23 protein-coding genes and 3 pseudogenes are annotated in these 15,450 nt (G+C 60.9%); 13 read left to right on the forward strand and 13 right to left on the reverse strand.

The genetic code is table 11. From position 1 onward, the window contains the following. The first annotated feature begins 47 nt into the window (after nucleotides 1-47). Nucleotides 48-479 (forward strand): arsenate reductase (glutaredoxin), encoded by a 432-nt coding sequence (gene arsC, locus BPRO_RS11040; RefSeq protein WP_011483144.1) that lies wholly within the window; start codon nucleotides 48-50, stop codon nucleotides 477-479. Then, on the forward strand, nucleotides 448-1,203 hold the full coding sequence (gene arsH, locus BPRO_RS11045) for an arsenical resistance protein ArsH (RefSeq protein ID WP_304412238.1): 756 nt from the start codon (nucleotides 448-450) through the stop codon (nucleotides 1,201-1,203). The genes arsC and arsH overlap by 32 nt, the downstream gene beginning before the upstream one ends. A gap of 31 nt (nucleotides 1,204-1,234) precedes the next feature. Here arsH and BPRO_RS11050 read toward each other — a convergent pair whose 3' ends face one another. From BPRO_RS11050 to BPRO_RS30900, 3 genes and pseudogenes are all read right to left on the reverse strand, one after another. After that, the gene (locus BPRO_RS11050; RefSeq protein ID WP_011483146.1) at nucleotides 1,235-2,485 is read right to left on the reverse strand and encodes a putative Na+/H+ antiporter; all 1,251 of its coding nucleotides are present in this window, start codon (nucleotides 2,483-2,485) and stop codon (nucleotides 1,235-1,237) included. Nucleotides 2,486-2,636: 151 nt separating this feature from the next. Continuing rightward, entirely contained in the window at nucleotides 2,637-3,059 is a 423-nt protein-coding gene (locus BPRO_RS11055; protein ID WP_041388731.1) for a universal stress protein, read from the reverse strand. A 320-nt stretch (nucleotides 3,060-3,379) separates the two neighbouring features. Further along, nucleotides 3,380-3,772: pseudogene (locus BPRO_RS30900) on the reverse strand (IS110 family transposase); the annotation flags it as partial. Here BPRO_RS30900 and BPRO_RS11065 point away from each other — a divergent pair. Beyond that, a pseudogene (locus BPRO_RS11065) lies at nucleotides 3,772-3,978 on the forward strand (ISAzo13 family transposase); the annotation flags it as partial. The pseudogenes BPRO_RS30900 and BPRO_RS11065 sit on opposite strands and share 1 nt — an antisense overlap. Before the next feature lie 166 nt (nucleotides 3,979-4,144). Here BPRO_RS11065 and BPRO_RS29550 read toward each other — a convergent pair. The 8 genes and pseudogenes from BPRO_RS29550 to merT form a co-directional block, all read right to left on the reverse strand. Next, entirely contained in the window at nucleotides 4,145-4,294 is a 150-nt protein-coding gene (locus BPRO_RS29550; RefSeq protein WP_157045778.1) for a hypothetical protein, read from the reverse strand. 95 nt (nucleotides 4,295-4,389) lie between these two features. Next, nucleotides 4,390-4,569 carry a hypothetical protein gene (locus BPRO_RS29555; protein ID WP_157045779.1) on the reverse strand — a complete coding sequence of 60 codons (180 nt, stop codon included), beginning with the start codon at nucleotides 4,567-4,569 and terminating at the stop codon, nucleotides 4,390-4,392. A 97-nt stretch (nucleotides 4,570-4,666) separates the two neighbouring features. Then, nucleotides 4,667-4,903, reverse strand: coding sequence for a broad-spectrum mercury transporter MerE (gene merE, locus BPRO_RS28550; protein ID WP_011483150.1), 237 nt, complete (start codon nucleotides 4,901-4,903; stop codon nucleotides 4,667-4,669). Continuing rightward, nucleotides 4,900-5,264, reverse strand: a pseudogene (gene merD / locus BPRO_RS11070) (mercury resistance co-regulator MerD). Before merD ends, merE begins: the two are co-directional and overlap by 4 nt. 17 nt (nucleotides 5,265-5,281) lie before the next feature. Beyond that, a complete protein-coding gene (gene merA, locus BPRO_RS11075) occupies nucleotides 5,282-6,967 on the reverse strand; it encodes a mercury(II) reductase (RefSeq protein ID WP_011483152.1) in 1,686 nt (561 codons plus the stop codon). Between the two features lie 40 nt (nucleotides 6,968-7,007). Further along, nucleotides 7,008-7,427 (reverse strand): organomercurial transporter MerC, encoded by a 420-nt coding sequence (gene merC / locus BPRO_RS11080; RefSeq protein WP_011483153.1) that lies wholly within the window; start codon nucleotides 7,425-7,427, stop codon nucleotides 7,008-7,010. 28 nt (nucleotides 7,428-7,455) lie between these two features. Beyond that, nucleotides 7,456-7,731: a mercury resistance system periplasmic binding protein MerP gene (merP, locus tag BPRO_RS11085; protein ID WP_011483154.1), complete on the reverse strand. Its 276-nt coding sequence runs from the start codon at nucleotides 7,729-7,731 to the stop codon at nucleotides 7,456-7,458. A gap of 13 nt (nucleotides 7,732-7,744) precedes the next feature. Next, nucleotides 7,745-8,095: a mercuric ion transporter MerT gene (gene merT, locus BPRO_RS11090; protein ID WP_011483155.1), complete on the reverse strand. Its 351-nt coding sequence runs from the start codon at nucleotides 8,093-8,095 to the stop codon at nucleotides 7,745-7,747. 71 nt (nucleotides 8,096-8,166) lie between these two features. Here merT and merR point away from each other — a divergent pair, with 71 nt between their 5' ends. From merR to phnE, 9 genes are all read left to right on the forward strand, one after another. Next, nucleotides 8,167-8,601, forward strand: coding sequence for an Hg(II)-responsive transcriptional regulator (gene merR / locus BPRO_RS11095; RefSeq protein ID WP_011483156.1), 435 nt, complete (start codon nucleotides 8,167-8,169; stop codon nucleotides 8,599-8,601). Nucleotides 8,602-8,857: 256 nt separating this feature from the next. After that, a complete protein-coding gene (locus BPRO_RS29560) occupies nucleotides 8,858-9,055 on the forward strand; it encodes a hypothetical protein (RefSeq protein ID WP_157045780.1) in 198 nt (65 codons plus the stop codon). Between the two features lie 85 nt (nucleotides 9,056-9,140). Then, the gene (locus BPRO_RS11105; RefSeq protein WP_011483157.1) at nucleotides 9,141-9,557 is read left to right on the forward strand and encodes a heavy metal-responsive transcriptional regulator; all 417 of its coding nucleotides are present in this window, start codon (nucleotides 9,141-9,143) and stop codon (nucleotides 9,555-9,557) included. Next, nucleotides 9,554-9,814, forward strand: a complete 261-nt coding sequence (locus tag BPRO_RS11110) for a glutaredoxin family protein (RefSeq protein WP_011483158.1) — start codon at nucleotides 9,554-9,556, stop codon at nucleotides 9,812-9,814. The genes BPRO_RS11105 and BPRO_RS11110 overlap by 4 nt, the downstream gene beginning before the upstream one ends. Beyond that, complete coding sequence (locus BPRO_RS11115; RefSeq protein ID WP_011483159.1) at nucleotides 9,815-10,225, forward strand: cytochrome c biogenesis protein CcdA; 411 nt, start codon at nucleotides 9,815-9,817, stop codon at nucleotides 10,223-10,225. Nucleotides 10,226-10,427: 202 nt separating this feature from the next. Further along, a complete protein-coding gene (locus BPRO_RS11120) occupies nucleotides 10,428-11,297 on the forward strand; it encodes a putative selenate ABC transporter substrate-binding protein (protein ID WP_011483160.1) in 870 nt (289 codons plus the stop codon). A 63-nt stretch (nucleotides 11,298-11,360) separates the two neighbouring features. Further along, complete coding sequence (locus BPRO_RS11125) at nucleotides 11,361-12,194, forward strand: phosphonate ABC transporter ATP-binding protein (RefSeq protein ID WP_011483161.1); 834 nt, start codon at nucleotides 11,361-11,363, stop codon at nucleotides 12,192-12,194. Nucleotides 12,195-12,210: 16 nt separating this feature from the next. Beyond that, nucleotides 12,211-13,056: a PhnE/PtxC family ABC transporter permease gene (locus tag BPRO_RS11130; protein WP_011483162.1), complete on the forward strand. Its 846-nt coding sequence runs from the start codon at nucleotides 12,211-12,213 to the stop codon at nucleotides 13,054-13,056. Nucleotides 13,057-13,077: 21 nt separating this feature from the next. Beyond that, entirely contained in the window at nucleotides 13,078-13,917 is an 840-nt protein-coding gene (phnE, locus tag BPRO_RS11135; protein WP_011483163.1) for a phosphonate ABC transporter, permease protein PhnE, read from the forward strand. Nucleotides 13,918-14,065: 148 nt separating this feature from the next. Here phnE and BPRO_RS28555 read toward each other — a convergent pair whose 3' ends face one another. Together BPRO_RS28555 and BPRO_RS30445 are read right to left on the reverse strand one after the other, a co-directional pair. Further along, nucleotides 14,066-14,230, reverse strand: coding sequence for a hypothetical protein (locus tag BPRO_RS28555; RefSeq protein ID WP_198141003.1), 165 nt, complete (start codon nucleotides 14,228-14,230; stop codon nucleotides 14,066-14,068). A 133-nt stretch (nucleotides 14,231-14,363) separates the two neighbouring features. After that, nucleotides 14,364-14,744 carry a universal stress protein gene (locus BPRO_RS30445; RefSeq protein ID WP_011483164.1) on the reverse strand — a complete coding sequence of 127 codons (381 nt, stop codon included), beginning with the start codon at nucleotides 14,742-14,744 and terminating at the stop codon, nucleotides 14,364-14,366. A gap of 405 nt (nucleotides 14,745-15,149) precedes the next feature. Here BPRO_RS30445 and BPRO_RS11145 point away from each other — a divergent pair, with 405 nt between their 5' ends. Beyond that, the gene (locus BPRO_RS11145) at nucleotides 15,150-15,440 is read left to right on the forward strand and encodes a hypothetical protein (protein ID WP_157045782.1); all 291 of its coding nucleotides are present in this window, start codon (nucleotides 15,150-15,152) and stop codon (nucleotides 15,438-15,440) included. Nucleotides 15,441-15,450 lie beyond the last annotated feature (10 nt).

The following is a 15,450-nucleotide window of genomic DNA, read 5'->3' on the forward strand; positions in this document are numbered from 1 at the left end:
ATTGAAGCAACCCCGCAATCCACCCATTCCTTCAGGAGTCAAAGCGCATGTCTTCCGTCACGATCTATCACAACCCCCAATGCGGCACCTCGCGCAACGTACTGGCGCTGATCCGCAATACCGGCGTCGAGCCCGAAGTCATTGAGTACCTGAAAACACCGCCTACGCGGGAAAAACTGCTGGAACTGATCGCGCAGATGGCGGTGCCGGTGAGGGAGGTCATCAGGCAAAAAGGAACGCCGTATGGGGAGCTCGGCCTGGACGACCCAGCGCTGCCGGATGAGGCCCTGATCGACGCCATGCTGGCCCACCCCATCCTGATCAACCGGCCCATCGTGGTGACGCCGCTGGCCACGCGCCTGTGCCGCCCCTCGGAAGCCGTGCTGGACATCCTGCCCCTGCCGCAGCGCGGCGCGTTCGCCAAGGAAGACGGCGAACAGGTCGTCAATGAGCGGGGAGAGCGTGTTGCAGGCCGTTAGTCCCTCGCCGATGGATCTGCCGAACATCGATCCGGCGCTTTTTGTACAGCCGGTAACCGGGCTGCGAGGCCCAGCGCCCGGCATGCACGCGCCGCGCATCCTGCTGCTTTACGGTTCGGTGCGCGAGCGCTCCTACAGCCGCCTCGCCAGCGAGGAAGCGGCGCGCCTGCTGCAGGCCATGGGCGCGCAGACCCGGACCTTCGACCCCAGCGGCCTGCCGCTGCCCGACGATGCACCCGACACGCATCCCAAGGTGCAGGAACTGCGGCAATTGGCGCAATGGGCTGAGGGCATGGTCTGGTGCTCGCCCGAGCGGCACGGCGCCATGACCGGCATCATGAAGTCGCAGATCGACTGGATACCCCTGGCCGACGGCGCGGTGCGGCCCACGCAGGGCAAGACGCTGGCGCTGATGCAGGTCTCGGGCGGCTCCCAGTCCTTCAACGCCGTCAACCAGATGCGGGTGCTGGGCCGCTGGATGCGCATGCTGACCATTCCCAACCAGTCGTCAGTGGCCAAGGCTTTTCTCGAGTTTGACGAAGCCGGGCGCATGAAACCCTCGGCCTACTACGACCGCGTGGTGGACGTGATGGAAGAGCTGGTGAAGTTCACGCTGCTGACGCGCGATATGTCGGCCTGGCTGACGGACCGCTACAGCGAGCGCAGGGAGAGCGCGGACGCGCTGGCCAAGCGGGTCAACCAGCGCGCGCTAAGTGGACTCTGAGCTTCCCCGGGAGTGCGAAAAAACTATTTCCCTACAGCAACAACATCGCTGCCGCGATGATGGTTGGCAGCAGCGCACCGAGCAATAGCCCGCCGGCGCCGATGGATTCATCGTTAAAGCCCTGCTTGAGCAAGGCAATGCCGGCCGGGTTGGGAGCGTTCGCAATCACGGTCAGACCTCCGCCCGCGACGGCACCGGCAACCAGCATGTACTTGGCCGAATCACTCATGCCTTCAATCAGCGACCCCAGATAGGTTAGTGCAGCGTTGTCTGTGATGGCGGTCAGACCGAGGGCGCCAAAGAACAGGGCGGTTGGCTCCAGGCCGGACACGATGGGCTGCAGCCACCACTGCTGCATGCCCCCGAGCACCACCAGACCGGCAAGGAAGAAACCCACGAGTAAAGCCTCCTTCAGGATGAGGGGCGTCTGGTAGCGGGAATAGGCCTGCGTGAAACCGAGGAAGAGCAGGAACAGGCCGAGGAATATCACCGGGTGGTGGGCGAACGCCACGACGGTCGCGAGGAATGCCAGGTGAATCGCGCTGACGAGGGCTGGAATGCGCCGCTCACGGTCTTCGGGCGATGCTGGCTCAGCATCATCAAGATGCCGACGCAGCACCAGCGTAACAGCCGTGGCGTTGATAACGACAGCGATGACGGCCTTCCAGCCGAAGTGTGTCACCATAAAGGCACTGTCCCAGTTCCAGGTGGCGGCCACCATGAGAACAGGGGGTGCAGCGAAGGAGGTCAAGGTGCCGCCCACGGAGATGTTTACGAACAAGACCCCGAGTGCGGCGTACTTTAACCACTCCGGAATGCCGGCGCGGAACACCAGGGAGCCGAGCATCAGCGCAGCAAGCGTCATTGCCGCTGGCTCGGTAATCAAGGAGCCGATCAGGGGCACCAGAGCCAGGCAAAGCCAGACTTGAGCGACGACGGTTCGAACCGGTGCGAACCTGGCGAAAGAGGCCACCAACGCCTTGATGACTTCCACAACTGGCCGTGATGCAGCCACCACCATGATGACGAACACAAACAAAGGTTCGGTGTACTGCCGGGACTCGGCGTACTCGATGGCTTGTGAACCTCCGACCACGAGAGCCATAACGGTGATGAGCACGACGGCCCAGAAGCCGAAGACGACCTCCACTTCACCGAGCAGATGGAATAGGCCAGCATGGCGAGGGTGGCGGTGTGCCAGCCGCTCAAATAACTTTGTCGAGAAGGTGTGGACCAACGCGAATGCAAAGAGAATGGCTCCGATGATGTCGATATTTGGCATAGTGATTGACCTCGGAGCCAATCATACGGGGCGAATCAGCCTTCTAGACGCGGCTGCACAAGAGGCTCCTCAGCCAAGGAAATCTGGTCCACCGATTGTGGACGCGGCGATCAGTAAGGTTGCGCAATATGCTTCTGATGAAGCAAGGCACCTACTTGATCAGGATAACTGGCACCTCGACCAAGTGCACGACGCGAGTGGCGACAGAGCCGATCATGACGTTGGCGATCGGTCCCATGCCGCGTGTCCCCATGACTACCCCATCACAGCGTGTTTCACGCACTTGCGCTGCGATTTCGCTGGCGGCCGCGCCAACGCGGTAGTGTGCCTGATAGGGAATACCAGCTTGGTCGAGAATCTGTCGTGCCGGCTGAAGCACCTGATCCGCCTCACTCGCATACAGGTCATTGACCTCTATGTTGGTCAAGGTGGCGTGGGATCTGAGTGACATGGGATCAAGCACGTGCAGCAGTTCAAGTTCCAGGGTGGATTTTTCTTGCACCGCTGTGGCTGCATAGCGCACTGCGCGCAATGCATTGGGAGAGCCATCAAAAGGAATAAGTATTTTTTGCATGCTATTTTCCAAAAGGTTCTCGCTGAACCCGCATGTCGGCGCGCGCATCGCACAAGCCGCACCATTGCCAAGCTGTTCCTGCGAAGGATACTGCGACCGTGCAAGTTCTCTATTTGGTGCAGATCAAATCAATTCATACTGAGGCCAAGCACGGCCTTTCGTGTATGTATGGCCCCGACACCTTTTGCAAGATTTTTTTGGTGACTGGAAACAGTTTGCATGCATGTATACGGCTTGCTAATGAGCAAGTGCACACACGCCCGCAGCCTCGATGAGATTTGCACACCCAGTCCTCAGCAAATTGGCGGCTTGATCCCGAGGGACACCATCGCTGTGGCGGAGATGGGCTCAACGCCGTCGATTGCGGAGATCTTCTTGCACAGGGCCGAGCGTTTCATGAACGCTTTGATCCAGCCTTCAGCGCGCTTGACGCGTTGTTCCAATTCCTGAATCTGCTGCACCAACTCCAAGAGCATGGCTTGGCAAACGCTGGTCACCTTGCCTTCGCAATTGGCCAGAATCTGCGGCGCAGCACGCTTGAAAGCCTCTGGTGACTTGGCAATCGTCACGCCTCGCTTCCCCGGCAAGCCCTGAACTGACTGAGCGCGGTGCGCTGCTGGACCAGCAGCTCGCGTACGCACGCAATGGACCGCCTGTATATCCTGTTGCTCGACCGACTTCACCGTGACGAAGCGCATCGCCGGCCGGCTGGCAACCGTTGGTCAGTCACGAGGTGATCGTTCAGTTGATCGCCAACACGACCACCCAGGCCGGACTGAAAATTCGCGCCGAACTCGACACGGGCCATTACCCTACAGGCATCAGCGTCACCGACGCCGAGTTGGCCGCGTTGAATCTCAAGCGCGCCAACTTCCATGGTGACTGGAACTACACGTTGCTGCCGCTCTGGAAAAAATAATAGTCAACTTATTTTGCCGCGACTCCTTACCCCTGAACTCGCCGGGCTTCAATCCGCTAGAAATTTGCTAAAGGATGGAAAAGGACGGCAAGGCGGTCACCGATGCCGATGGGCAGGCAGGAGGCGGATTGTGGTAGTGCCTCCGGCATCGAGTCGTCACGGCCCGCTACAGGCGTCCTCCTTTGTAGTGTGAAACCTGTTCCAGTTGCGACATATCGCCAGAGGAAGTTGTGGTCTTTCCGCCCATGCCTATGGAAGAACAGCCGGCAGAAATAAGAACCACGACCACGAGGGCAATCGATGCGAGCTTGCTCATGAAAGTCTCCTTGCGATTCCAGGGATAAGGGAGTGCGGAATTCGCCGGGAACCAGGACGGCGAGCCCTGCAGAGCAGCAAAGGCAACCGCGACGCTCAAGGAACCAGCAAAGTTGGCCGCTTTTTGTGCAATTGCGAGTGAGACGCTCTAAACAGAAATTCGCTTGAAAGCGCCCGCCGGTTACGGGCCAGGGCAAAATTTGCAGAGGTATTTTTTTTGACCTCCTTGTAACCAACCCGCACCATGGAACGAATACGAGGGTTGGCCGTGATCATGGTGGCACTCCTCCAGGCTGGCAGTGAAGCTCAAACTGTCCTGTCTCGACCGCCTGCACCAGTTGCGTCGCTGTTCATCCGGCTGGCTGGGAAACGGTCACGATCTTCCCTTGAAGGCCCGCAGCAGTCGTGCCACTGAAAGGCCGAATAAGCCGGTCAGCGCAATGGCTGCAACAACCCAGTGCTCCCCTATGAAAGCACCAGCGGTCGTTCCGGCCAGCACGGCGGCGAGAACGGGTAGATGACAGGGGCAGGTCAACACGGCAAGCGCACCCCACAGGTAGCCAGAAAGTGGCTTGCGTGTCTCAACGGGAATACGCTCAGGACTGCTCATGGCGAAATCTCCGTATCGCGTGCCAGTTCGGTTAGCTGACAGGCCAGCTGCGCTTCCAAGCCTGCTGCGCCTGACGCCGGCGCTCCACGAGCTGGCGCAGATCAGTAAGATACGCCAGCGCTTCATCGCCGTCTGCGGCATCCAGCGCCCGACGCAGCCGCGTTAGCGTGTCGAGGCCGATGTCTGCTTCGAAAGCGGCCCGCACGAAGCACAGCCGCTGCAAAGCATCCGCATCGAGCAAGCCGTAGCCGCCTGCGGTGCGGTCCACAGGCCGCAACAACCCACGCAGCATGTAGTCGCGCACGACATGCACACTCACACCGGCATCCAGGGCCAGATGGGACACCGTGCAGGCGTTCATCGAACACCTTCTTTTCTTCATCCGGCGCAGCAGGAAAGCTGCGTTACGTCCTTGCTGAAGGTCTGTGCCGCGAGCTTCAGCCCCTCGACCATCGTCAAGTATGGGAACAACTGGTCAGCCAGTTCTTGCACCGTCATGCGGTTACGTATGGCGAGCACCGCCGTCTGGATCAGCTCGCCCGCTTCCGGGGCCACCGCCTGTACGCCGATGAGTCGTCCGCTACCTTCCTCAATAACCAGCTTGATAAAGCCGCGCGTATCGAAGTTGGCGAGCGCACGTGGTACGTTATCCAACGTGAGCAGCCGGCTGTCCGTCTCGATGCCGTCATGGTGCCCTTGCGCTTCGCTGTAGCCCACGGTGGCGACTTGCGGGTCGGTGAACACCACTGCCGGCATAACGCTTAGATCAATGGCAGCTTCGCCACCGGTCATGTTGATCGCTGCACGGGTGCCGGCCGCCGCTGCCACATAGACGAACTGCGGTTGGTCGGTGCAGTCGCCGGCAGCGTAGACGTGCGGGGTACTTGTGCGCATGAACTTGTCGATGACGATGGCACCCTGCGCATTAACGGTGACGCCCGCCGCTTCCAGTGCCAGGCTGTGCGTGTTCGGCGCCCGGCCGGTGGCGACCAATAGCTTGTCGGCACGTACTTCGCCGTGTCCCGTGGTAAGCAGGAATTCACCGTCCGCATAAGCGACGTGGCTGGCTTGCGTGTGTTCCAGCACCTTGATCCCTTCCGCACGGAAGGCGGCTGTGACGGCCTCGCCGATAGCCGGGTCTTCGCGGAAGAACAGCGTGCTGCGCGCCAGGATAGTGACCTGGCTGCCCAGTCGGGCAAAGGCTTGTGCCAGCTCCACCGCGACCACCGACGAGCCGATCACAGCCAGCCGCTGAGGAATCGTGTCGCTGACCAGCGCCTCGATGGAGGTCCAGTAAGGTGTGTCTTTCAGGCCGGGAATCGGCGGGACTGCCGCGCTGGCGCCGGTGGCGACCAGGCAGCGGTCGAACACCACCGCGCGCTCGCCGCCATCGTTCAAACCGACGGCAAGGCTTTGGCCGTCTTTGAAACGCGCTTCACCCTGCAGCACATTGATGGCCGGGTTGCTGTCCAGAATGCCCTCGTACTTGGCGTGGCGCAGTTCATCGACGCGAGCCTGCTGCTGCGCCAGCAGTTCGCGGCGGTCAATCGCAGGCACAGTCGCCTCGATACCGTCGTCGAATGGACTTTCACGGCGCAGATGGGCGATATGGGCGGCGCGGATCATGATCTTGGACGGCACGCAACCGACATTGACGCAAGTGCCGCCGATGGTGCCGCGCTCGATCAGCGTGACCTTCGCGCCTTGCTCGGCGGCCTTTAGCGCCGCCGCCATCGCAGCGCCGCCGCTACCGATGACGGCAATATGCAGTTTGCCTCCATCGCCGACTGATTTGTCGCCACCACTCAGCCATCCACGCGCTTTATCAAGCAGACCGCCGCGCTTCTCGGCTGTCGGTGCATCCGCGAGCGTGGCCTTGTAGCCGAGTCCGGCAACGGCGGCAGTCAGCGCATCCGGCGACGTGCCTAGCTCGGTGGCGAGCTGCGCAGTGCCCTTCGCGTAGGACACGACCGCAGAAAACACACCCGGCACCTTCTCCAAGGCTTCCTTGACATGCGCAGCGCACGAGTCGCAGGTCATTCCGGTGATCTTCAAGTCGGTCATGCAATAGTTCCTTTTTCTGTTTCGGCAACGGCCAATGCCGTCAGCCACGCCGGGGCGGCAGTGCGCAGCCGTCCGGTCCGCCGCGGCGCTTCGCTGGCGAGACGAAATCCCAGATCGATACGCTGAACATGAAGGCCAGGCCAACATAGAGCAGCAATTCGCTGCGCCAGCCAAAGGTCAAATACACCGCGGCCAGCACCAAGGCTGGACCGATCAGGCCGAGTGTTGTCCGTCGCCACTGCCGATGGCTGAACCAACCGAGCGCATTGGCGAGCAGTGCGATGCCGGCGAACAGCGGCAGCAGAATGCGAATGAATAGCCCTTCGTACTGGCTCAAGAAGCCCAGCCCGATGGCGGCGCCGAGGCTGGCGATGGCGGGAAAGCAGCTCGCGCAGCCCATTGCTGACACGATGCTGCCGAGGCCACCGGCCCTATCGGCCGCGCGTGCGATGAGTCCCATGTGTCGCTCCCGAGTCAGATCCAGCGGCTTACCGCTTGACGCTGGACGGATAGCCCGCATCTTCGGTCGACTTGGTCAGCTTCTGGACGCTGGTTTTGGCATCGTCGAAGGTGACGACGGCCTCACGCTTGTCGAAACTCACGTCGGTCTTGCTTACACCCGCTACTTTCGAGATGGCCTTTTTGACAGTGATTGGACAGGCAGCGCAGGTCATGCCCGGCACCGACAGCGTAACGGTCTGGGTGGAGGCCAACACGGGGGCAACGACGGCGACAAGTGCGAGGGAGGCAAACAGTTTTTTCACGGTGAACTCCTGATTAGTAGAAAAATGGCATGACATAGGGAAAACCGAGCGCGACCAAGACCAGCACGGCCACTATCCAGAAAATGAGCTGGTAGGTAGTCCGCACCTGCGGGATTGCGCAAACCTCGCCCGGCTGGCATGCCTGTACGGGCTGGAAAATGCGCAGCCAAGCGAAGGACATCGCCACCAGTGCCGCGCCGATGAAGATCGGGCGGTACGGCTCCACCGCCGTTAAATTGCCGATCCAGGCCCCACTGAATCCCAGTGCGACCAGTACCAGCGGCCCCAGGCAGCAAGTGGAGGCAAGGATGGCGGCCAGCCCGCCGGCGAAGAGGGCACCACGAACATTTTGTGGTTCAGACATGTGTTTGTGCTTTCGAAACTGGAATGAATGGCGTAACCTTATTTCCGTAGTAATGTACGGAGTCAAGCGATATGCAAAATATTTTTGGGAATTTGACCATTGGCGTTTTTGCCAAGGCGGCCGGGGTCAACGTGGAGACCATCCGGTTCTATCAGCGCAAGGGCCTGCTGCCGGAGCCAGACAAGCCTTACGGCAGCATTCGCCGGTATGGCGAGGCGGATGTAACGCGGGTGCGGTTTGTGAAATCGGCCCAGCGACTGGGCTTCAGCCTGGACGAGATCGCCGAATTGCTCAGATTGGAGGATGGCACCCACTGCCGCGAAGCCAGTAACCTGGCCGAGCACAAGCTCCAGGACGTGCGCGAAAAGATGGCTGACCTGGCGCGCATGGAAACCGTGCTATCCAAGCTTGTGTGCGCCTGCCATGCACGGAAGGGGAACGTTTCCTGTCCGCTGATTGCGTCGCTCCAAGGGGAGAAAGAAACTTCCAGCTCCGGGGCGAAATAGTTGAGGAACACGCGGGCCTTAGCGTGCTTTATTTTCCGTTTTTGAGGCGCCCCGAGAAGTTCGGTTGAACCGAAGCGTTCAGGTAGGTGCGGAGAGGGCTACCCTCGTTTTGCAGCCCTTGCTTTTGAGATTTCACGCCGACGGAGGCCAGTCGACGGTGGAGGTAACCCACGTCATGGGCAGGGTCGAACCTAAACGGCTTGACCTTCCCATGGGGGCAAGCACTATCTTCATGTTCATGGCTTGTTGTTCCCCCATGAAGACTATTGCACTTGAGCAACGCCTGCTGAGCGTCTATAAGCAGGCGGTCCGTCAACACAATTGGCTCGTCGCCGACCATCTGCTATCGGCCATCGAGGCCTGCGCACCGCCCGGCGCCGAACTGAGCGAGACGGTGGCCGAAGCCTACCGCGCCCTGGCCGCGCAGGCCACTGCGCCGGGCGAACGTCAATGACAGGGCAACGCCAGGCACTTGACCTTCGCCTTAGGACGAAGGTTTGCAGTTGTTCTTTTAAACCCTGTTTAAAGCACCGCTTCCCATGCTTACGATCGGCAAACTTGCGGCACTGGCGGGTACCACACCCAACACTTTGCGCTATCACGAGCGCGAGGGCTTGATTCCGCCAGCGTCCAAAGGCGACAACGGCTATCGCCTCTACGCGCAAGACGCGGCGCAACGTGTCCACTTCATAAGGCAAGCGCAGCAATGCGGCTTCGCGCTCGCGGAGATTCGAGCGCTGCTGACTATCCCGCGGCAGGCATCGGCCGGCTGCTCCGACGTTCGTACCTTTGCTATCGAAAAGAAACTCGCTCTGGAAGCAAAGATCAAACTGATGAAAGCAATGCCGGCGGAACTCGACCAATTGATCGGTGACTGCGTTGATGACAAACGCCCGCTGAATGATTGCCCTATTTTGAATGCGCTGAACCGCGTGCCCGTGGAGATAACACATTGAAGATCGAAGTCTTTTATGCCGATGGCTGCGGCAGTTGCAGCGCGGCCAGGCAAGAATTGAAGCAGGCGGTGCTTGAAGCGTTCCCCACCGGCGCAGCCTGGAGCGAAATCGATATTGTCAAAAATATTGACTATGCGGTGGAGCTGGGTGTACTCACCGTTCCGGCCGTTGCGATTGACGGGGCACTCGCGTTTGCCAAGCTGCCAACAGCGCAGCAGCTTGTCTCTGAGCTGGCGGCACGCGTGGAAAGCAACTGAATGAACACCGAAGTCTGGCTGCAGCTAGTCCAACAGGGCGGCATGACGGCGGTCATCGCTGCGTTTCTGACCGGTCTGGTCTCGAGCTTCAACCCCGTGGCGATGGCAGCCGTGCCAGTGGCGCTTGCGTATGTGACCAAGGCCCGGGAAACCCGACAGGCGGTGCTGTATGGCGCCATGTTTGTGGCCGGCATGCTTGTCACGCACACGGCACCTGGATTTTTGGCGGGCCTGGGCGGCAGCTGGGTCCAGGGCTTGCTGGGGCGGTTTTGGGGTCTTTTATTGGGCCCGATCCTGATCCTGCTTGGTCTGGTCTGGACCGGCTGGGTCCGGATTCCCTTGCCTGTCTTTGCCCTGCGAGACTCCCCCGCTAACAAAGCCATTTCCCTTCTTAAATCGCTGATGCTTTGACTTGTTTCTGGGGCAACCGTATCCATCTTCACGAAAAATGCGATGACCGCATGTCGAGAGACATTGAGATTTAATGATTAACTTATTTGCCAATCGTTGCATGGTGTCGCAATGTTCTGTCAACTCTCGTCGGACGCCAGGGTTTCGTTGTCGGGTTTAATATTGGTTGTCGTTTTCTGCCGATTTTTCCTGGAGCTTTTTCATGGTCCACCATTCCCGATCCGTTGCCCTCAGGGTCTTGGCAGCGTGCGTTGTGCTGGCTTTTGCGGGCGTGTCGCACGCGCAATCTGTTTTTCGCGTGACCACCATTCCCGAAGAGGCGGCGACCGAGCAGATGCGAAAGTTCGGCCCCATTGTGAAATACCTGGAGCAAAAGCTCGGAATGAAAGTCGAGTTCACACCCGTGAGCGACTACCCGGCTGCCGTCGAAACGCTGGTCAACAAGAACATCGATATGGCCTGGTTGGGCGGATTTACCTTTATCCAGGCGCAAAACCGCTCCGGCGGCAAAATCATTCCTATTGCCCAGCGGGAAGAAGACACGAAATTCCAGTCGGTGTTCATTGCCAAAACCAGCTCGGGCATCAAGACTCTGGCTGACCTCAAAGGCAAGCAGGTCAGTTTTGGCTCCCAGTCCAGCACCTCCGGTCACTTGATGCCGCGCAGCTTTTTGCTGCAAGCCAATATCGACCCCGACAAGGACTTCAAGCGGGTGGCCTACTCCGGCGCGCATGACGCCACGATTGCCTCGGTGGTGAGCGGCAAGGTTGAAGCTGCTGCGCTTGATATCACGGTGTGGAACAAGTTCGTCAAGGAAAACAGGGTCGATACCAAAGACGTCAATGTCTTCTACACCACGCTCGGCTACTTCAACTACAACTGGGCCGTGCATGCCGACATGCCGGCGGCCTTGCGTGAGAAGGTCACCAAGGCCCTGATTGATATCGACCCGGCCACCGCACAAGGCAAGGAAATTCTCGACCTCAACCGCGCAACGCGCTACATCCCGACCCAGGCGGGCAATTACAGAGGCATTGAGGCAGCCGCCCGCAGTGCCGGTTTGCTCAAGTAAAAATGCTATCAAATAAGTAGCCTCTCGCGCCCATCAATAAAGGGCTAGAGGTCGTTTTTGTATATGAATATCAAGCTAGACAAGGTATCGGCGCGGCATCCTGCGGCAAAACGCGATGCCGCGGCGGCGCTGCGCGGTGTGTCGCTGGAGGTGTCTGCTGGCGAACAGATCGCCGTGATCGGGCCTTCCGGCGCTGGCAAGACCACGCTGCTGCACGTACTGGGCTGTGCCCTGCCGCCGTCGTCCGGCAGCCTGCAGCTCAACGCGCGCGATCCCTGGCGGCTGCCCCGCAGCAAGCTGCAGCTTTTGCGCGGCGAGCTGTTTCTGGCACCGCAGGTGCCGCCCCTGCCGCCGCGTCAGCGCGTCGTCACCTCGGTGCTGGCCGGTCGCCTGCCGCATATCGGCCTGTGGCAGAGCTTGCGCAGCCTGTTTTACCCGACGGCGATTGCCCAGGCCGACGCCGCGCTGGCCCGGTTTGACTTGAGCGACAAGTTGTTTGCCCGGGTGGACCGGCTGTCGGGCGGTGAGCGTCAGCGCGTGGGCCTGGCCCGCGCGCTGGTCACCGAGGCCAGCTTGCTGCTGGTCGACGAGCCACTCTCTGCGCTGGACCCGACGCGCGGGCAGCAGGCCATTGCTTCTTTGACGCAAGCGGCACGCGAGCGTGGCGCCACGCTGGTCAGCACCCTGCACCATGTCGAGATGGCGCTGCAGAATTTTCCGCGCATCATCGGTCTGCGAGACGGAGAGCTGGCCTTCGATCTGCCGGCAGCCCAGGTGACGCCCGAGCGCCTGCAGGCGCTGTATGCGCAGCATTTGCATGAGCTCACTGGGCCAGCGCATGAGGCGTTCGATCTGCCTGCGGCAGCAACGCCTCCTGCGGTCATGCATTGCCGCTGACCGGCCCGACACTCCCATGACCAGTGCGACCGCCCGCCTGCCCATGCGCCCCGAGCTGCGCGACCCGGCCTGGCGCGGCCGCATTTTCTGGGCACTGGCTGGTCTGCTGTTGCTCTGGCCCGCGCTGGTGCTGACCGAATTCAAGCCCTGGGTGATGGTCGAGCCCGGCACGCTCAAATCAACGCTGAAGTTTCTCAGCGATTTTGTCCCGCCCAAGGTCGAGCCGGACTTTTTGCTGCTGGTGGCGCGGGAAACCTGGCGCACGGTGGCCATCGCCACCGCCGGCATGGCGCTGGCGCTGCTGCTGGCCCTGCCGCTGACCTTGCTGTCGGTGCGCGTGTTGTCAGTGTCTGCCTTGAGTGGGCGCATGGCGCCGGTGCCGGCCGCGCTGCGACAGCTGGTGCGCTGGCTGCTGATTGTGTTGCGCAGCGTGCCCGAGCTGATCTGGGCGCTGATTTTTGTGCGTGTGGTCGGGCTGGGCCCGACCGCCGGCGTGCTGGCCATTGCGCTGACCTACAGCGGCATGCTTGGCAAGGTGTATGGCGAAATCCTCGAAAGCGGGGAAAGCCACGTCACTGTTTCGCTACTGCGCAACGGATCGGGCCGCCTGCAGGCTTTCTTTTATGGCTTGCTGCCGCAAAACGCGGCCGAGCTGACCAGCTACAGCGTCTATCGCTGGGAGTGCGCCATCCGCTCGTCGGCGGTGCTGGGTTTTGTCGGTGCCGGCGGCCTGGGGCAGCAGATGGACGCCTCGATGAAGATGTTCACTGGCGCCGAGGTCAGCACCATGCTGCTGGTCTTCATGGCGCTGGTTTGGCTGGCAGACCAGGCCAGCGCCTGGCTGCGCAAGGCCCTGGGTTGACAGCCGGCTCTGGACACTGCCATGAATGAGCCTCGCCCGTCTGCACCTGCGGCCAACGAGGTCTATCGCCTGCCACCGCCACTTTTCGGTGCGCGTTGCAAGGCCTGCTGGCTGGTGGCTGGGGTGCTTGTGCTGGTGGTCCTGAGTTTCTTGACGCTGGACTTGAAGTGGGCGCAGTTCTTGTCCAGCGATGCATTGCGCAAGATGGCACGCTTTGTGGGCGAGCTGCTGCATCCCACGGGCGAGGCCGCTTTCCTGCAAAAGCTGCTGAAGGCCACGCTGGAAACCTTGGCCATGTCGGCCCTGGGCACCCTGATTGCGTCTGTGTCCGGCCTGCTGCTGGCTTTGCCTGCGAGCCGCACGCATGCCCACGACAGGGCCCGCTTCAAAGGAATCACGCGGCTGCTGCTCAACGCGCTGCGCAGCATTCCCGAGCTGGTGTGGGCGGCCCTGCTGCTGATTGCCGCCGGCTTGGGCCCCCTGGCCGGCACGCTGGCGTTGGCTCTGCACACCACGGGCGTGCTCGGACGGCTGTTTGCCGAGGCGGTTGAAAACGTTCCCGAAGGGGCCGGTTTCGCGCTGCGGATGCGCGGTGTGGGCGAGGGCCGGGTATTTTGCTACGCCACCTTGCCGCAGGTGTTGCCGCAGCTGCTGAGTTACACGCTGTACCGCTGGGAAAACAACATTCGTGCTGCCGCCGTGCTCGGCGTGGTGGGCGCGGGCGGCCTGGGGCAGATGCTGGCGTTTCACATGGGTTTGTTCCAGATGTCCGAAACCAGCGCCATTTTGCTGTCGATGATCGGGCTGGTGGCGCTGGTCGATGCCTGCAGCTACCTGGTGCGGCGGCTCATGGCACGCTGACAGAGCAGCACCCAAGTATTATTTGCCATATTGCATGGGTGCATATCACGACCAAAAAAAGGCCGAAGCCCGCATAAGCATTGGGTTGCGGCCGGATCGAGGGTCAAAGTTCGGTTTAACCGGACACTACTGACGATGCATATCTATTTCAACCTGCCGCACCTGAGACGTATGCCATCGTCAATTTATTCCGTGGCGTTTCGAAAAGGTTTCCGCACTGGCCAAACTCGATCAACTTTCCTACGCGCTCCGTCATCCAGAAGAATGCTGCGTAATTGGCGATGCGGCGGGCCTGCGCGAGGTTGTGGCTCATGGTGTTTCAGAACGCAACAATGGGCCATGATATATGTCAGCAACCAACGTCACGATGGCCGAATTTACGTTCGGTCAACCGGCAGGCACGCTGGAAGTGGTAGCAACCAAGACGCATCAGCGGAAATATTTCCTCAGCGAAGCACGAGAACCGGCACCGGGCTGGTCCGCAGCAAGGTGGTGGTGCTGCCCGCAATAAATTGGCGGATGCGGGAGTGCCCGGAAGCTGCTGCCACCAGTACCGGACGCCGCACCGAACGGATGGCCCGCTCGACCTTGTGGTCCAGATGGCGTTTTCCGCCCTGTTCGGCGTGGTGGTGTTGCCCGAGCACGAACAATCTGCCTTCAGGCTCCATGTCCAGGAGCGCTTCGACCAGGTTGCCGTGGCGCTGGCGGCTCTCCACCGCGGTCAGGCCCGCATCCATCACACGGCGAACCACGCCATCGAGCAGTTCGCGGCCATGACGTTGAGCCAGCGCGCTGCGTTTTTCATCCAGTGCAGCCAGTTCCTGCAACGACGACTCCTCGGGACCCAGGCCGATGTTTCCCCGCTGTAGTCGGTGACCGGCGCCGGTTCCGGTTCCGGATGCCGGTCAGGCACAAGTAAAAATTCCAGCGGAACAGCCAGCCGCTGCGCGGCCCAAGATTGTGCAGTCGCACACGATGAGCGTATAGGCCGCTCCATCTACACAGGCATGACGTAAATCATGGCACCGGACCGTTCGGGGCGAACGGTAATACGGCACTTGTCGCTATTTATGAAACGCTCAATGGGCAGGCGGTGATTCGGGCGATCCATGATCAAGAGGATCTTTTACTGGCTCTCGGTTGCCAGGGACGCGAAGTCAGCGCGGTGCGCTGTCATACAACTGCCATCGAACTGACACGAGCACGTCACCCCCGGCTTTCAGAATCACGCCATGACCAGCATGACGGAGCACGCGATGGAACTGTATTTGAACCACGCCCCTGAACAGGGCAAGCACGAGCAGGGCGCCGCCAGCGCCCTGAGCGCCGGCATCCATGACCTCAACCAGCAGTGCCTGCGCATCCTGCGCTGCACGGCCCAGGCGCTGGCCAACAGTCCGGGCGGATTGCGCTTCAAGGCGGGTACCCGGCCCTGGCTCGAAGGCCTTTCAAAAGCGCGGCCGGCGCTGATCACCGGCTTGGGGCGACGGGACGACGCGGTGTCGCTCGTCGTCGGCGATTGACAGAGTGAGA

This window comes from Polaromonas sp. JS666, from assembly GCF_000013865.1.
In the GTDB taxonomy this organism is placed as follows: domain Bacteria; phylum Pseudomonadota; class Gammaproteobacteria; order Burkholderiales; family Burkholderiaceae_C; genus Polaromonas.

Bases quoted from the DNA above. Each gene is read 5' to 3' on its own strand.
- BPRO_RS29550 (WP_157045778.1), bottom strand. From the start codon at position 4,294: ATGAGCAAGCTCGCATCGATTGCCCTCGTGGTCGTGGTTCTTATTTCT.
- BPRO_RS11055 (WP_041388731.1), bottom strand. From the start codon at position 3,059: ATGCAAAAAATACTTATTCCTTTTGATGGCTCTCCCAATGCATTGCGC.
- BPRO_RS29560 (WP_157045780.1), top strand. From the start codon at position 8,858: ATGAAGACTATTGCACTTGAGCAACGCCTGCTGAGCGTCTATAAGCAG.
- merE (WP_011483150.1), bottom strand. From the start codon at position 4,903: ATGAGCAGTCCTGAGCGTATTCCCGTTGAGACACGCAAGCCACTTTCT.
- BPRO_RS11145 (WP_157045782.1), top strand. From the start codon at position 15,150: ATGACCAGCATGACGGAGCACGCGATGGAACTGTATTTGAACCACGCC.
- BPRO_RS11130 (WP_011483162.1), top strand. From the start codon at position 12,211: ATGACCAGTGCGACCGCCCGCCTGCCCATGCGCCCCGAGCTGCGCGAC.
- BPRO_RS11115 (WP_011483159.1), top strand. From the start codon at position 9,815: ATGAACACCGAAGTCTGGCTGCAGCTAGTCCAACAGGGCGGCATGACG.
- phnE (WP_011483163.1), top strand. From the start codon at position 13,078: ATGAATGAGCCTCGCCCGTCTGCACCTGCGGCCAACGAGGTCTATCGC.
- merC (WP_011483153.1), bottom strand. From the start codon at position 7,427: ATGGGACTCATCGCACGCGCGGCCGATAGGGCCGGTGGCCTCGGCAGC.
- BPRO_RS11105 (WP_011483157.1), top strand. From the start codon at position 9,141: ATGCTTACGATCGGCAAACTTGCGGCACTGGCGGGTACCACACCCAAC.
- BPRO_RS11125 (WP_011483161.1), top strand. From the start codon at position 11,361: ATGAATATCAAGCTAGACAAGGTATCGGCGCGGCATCCTGCGGCAAAA.
- arsH (WP_304412238.1), top strand. From the start codon at position 448: ATGAGCGGGGAGAGCGTGTTGCAGGCCGTTAGTCCCTCGCCGATGGAT.
- BPRO_RS29555 (WP_157045779.1), bottom strand. From the start codon at position 4,569: ATGATCACGGCCAACCCTCGTATTCGTTCCATGGTGCGGGTTGGTTAC.
- BPRO_RS11120 (WP_011483160.1), top strand. From the start codon at position 10,428: ATGGTCCACCATTCCCGATCCGTTGCCCTCAGGGTCTTGGCAGCGTGC.
- merA (WP_011483152.1), bottom strand. From the start codon at position 6,967: ATGACCGACTTGAAGATCACCGGAATGACCTGCGACTCGTGCGCTGCG.
- merR (WP_011483156.1), top strand. From the start codon at position 8,167: ATGCAAAATATTTTTGGGAATTTGACCATTGGCGTTTTTGCCAAGGCG.
- BPRO_RS11050 (WP_011483146.1), bottom strand. From the start codon at position 2,485: ATGCCAAATATCGACATCATCGGAGCCATTCTCTTTGCATTCGCGTTG.
- BPRO_RS28555 (WP_198141003.1), bottom strand. From the start codon at position 14,230: ATGAGCCACAACCTCGCGCAGGCCCGCCGCATCGCCAATTACGCAGCA.
- arsC (WP_011483144.1), top strand. From the start codon at position 48: ATGTCTTCCGTCACGATCTATCACAACCCCCAATGCGGCACCTCGCGC.
- merT (WP_011483155.1), bottom strand. From the start codon at position 8,095: ATGTCTGAACCACAAAATGTTCGTGGTGCCCTCTTCGCCGGCGGGCTG.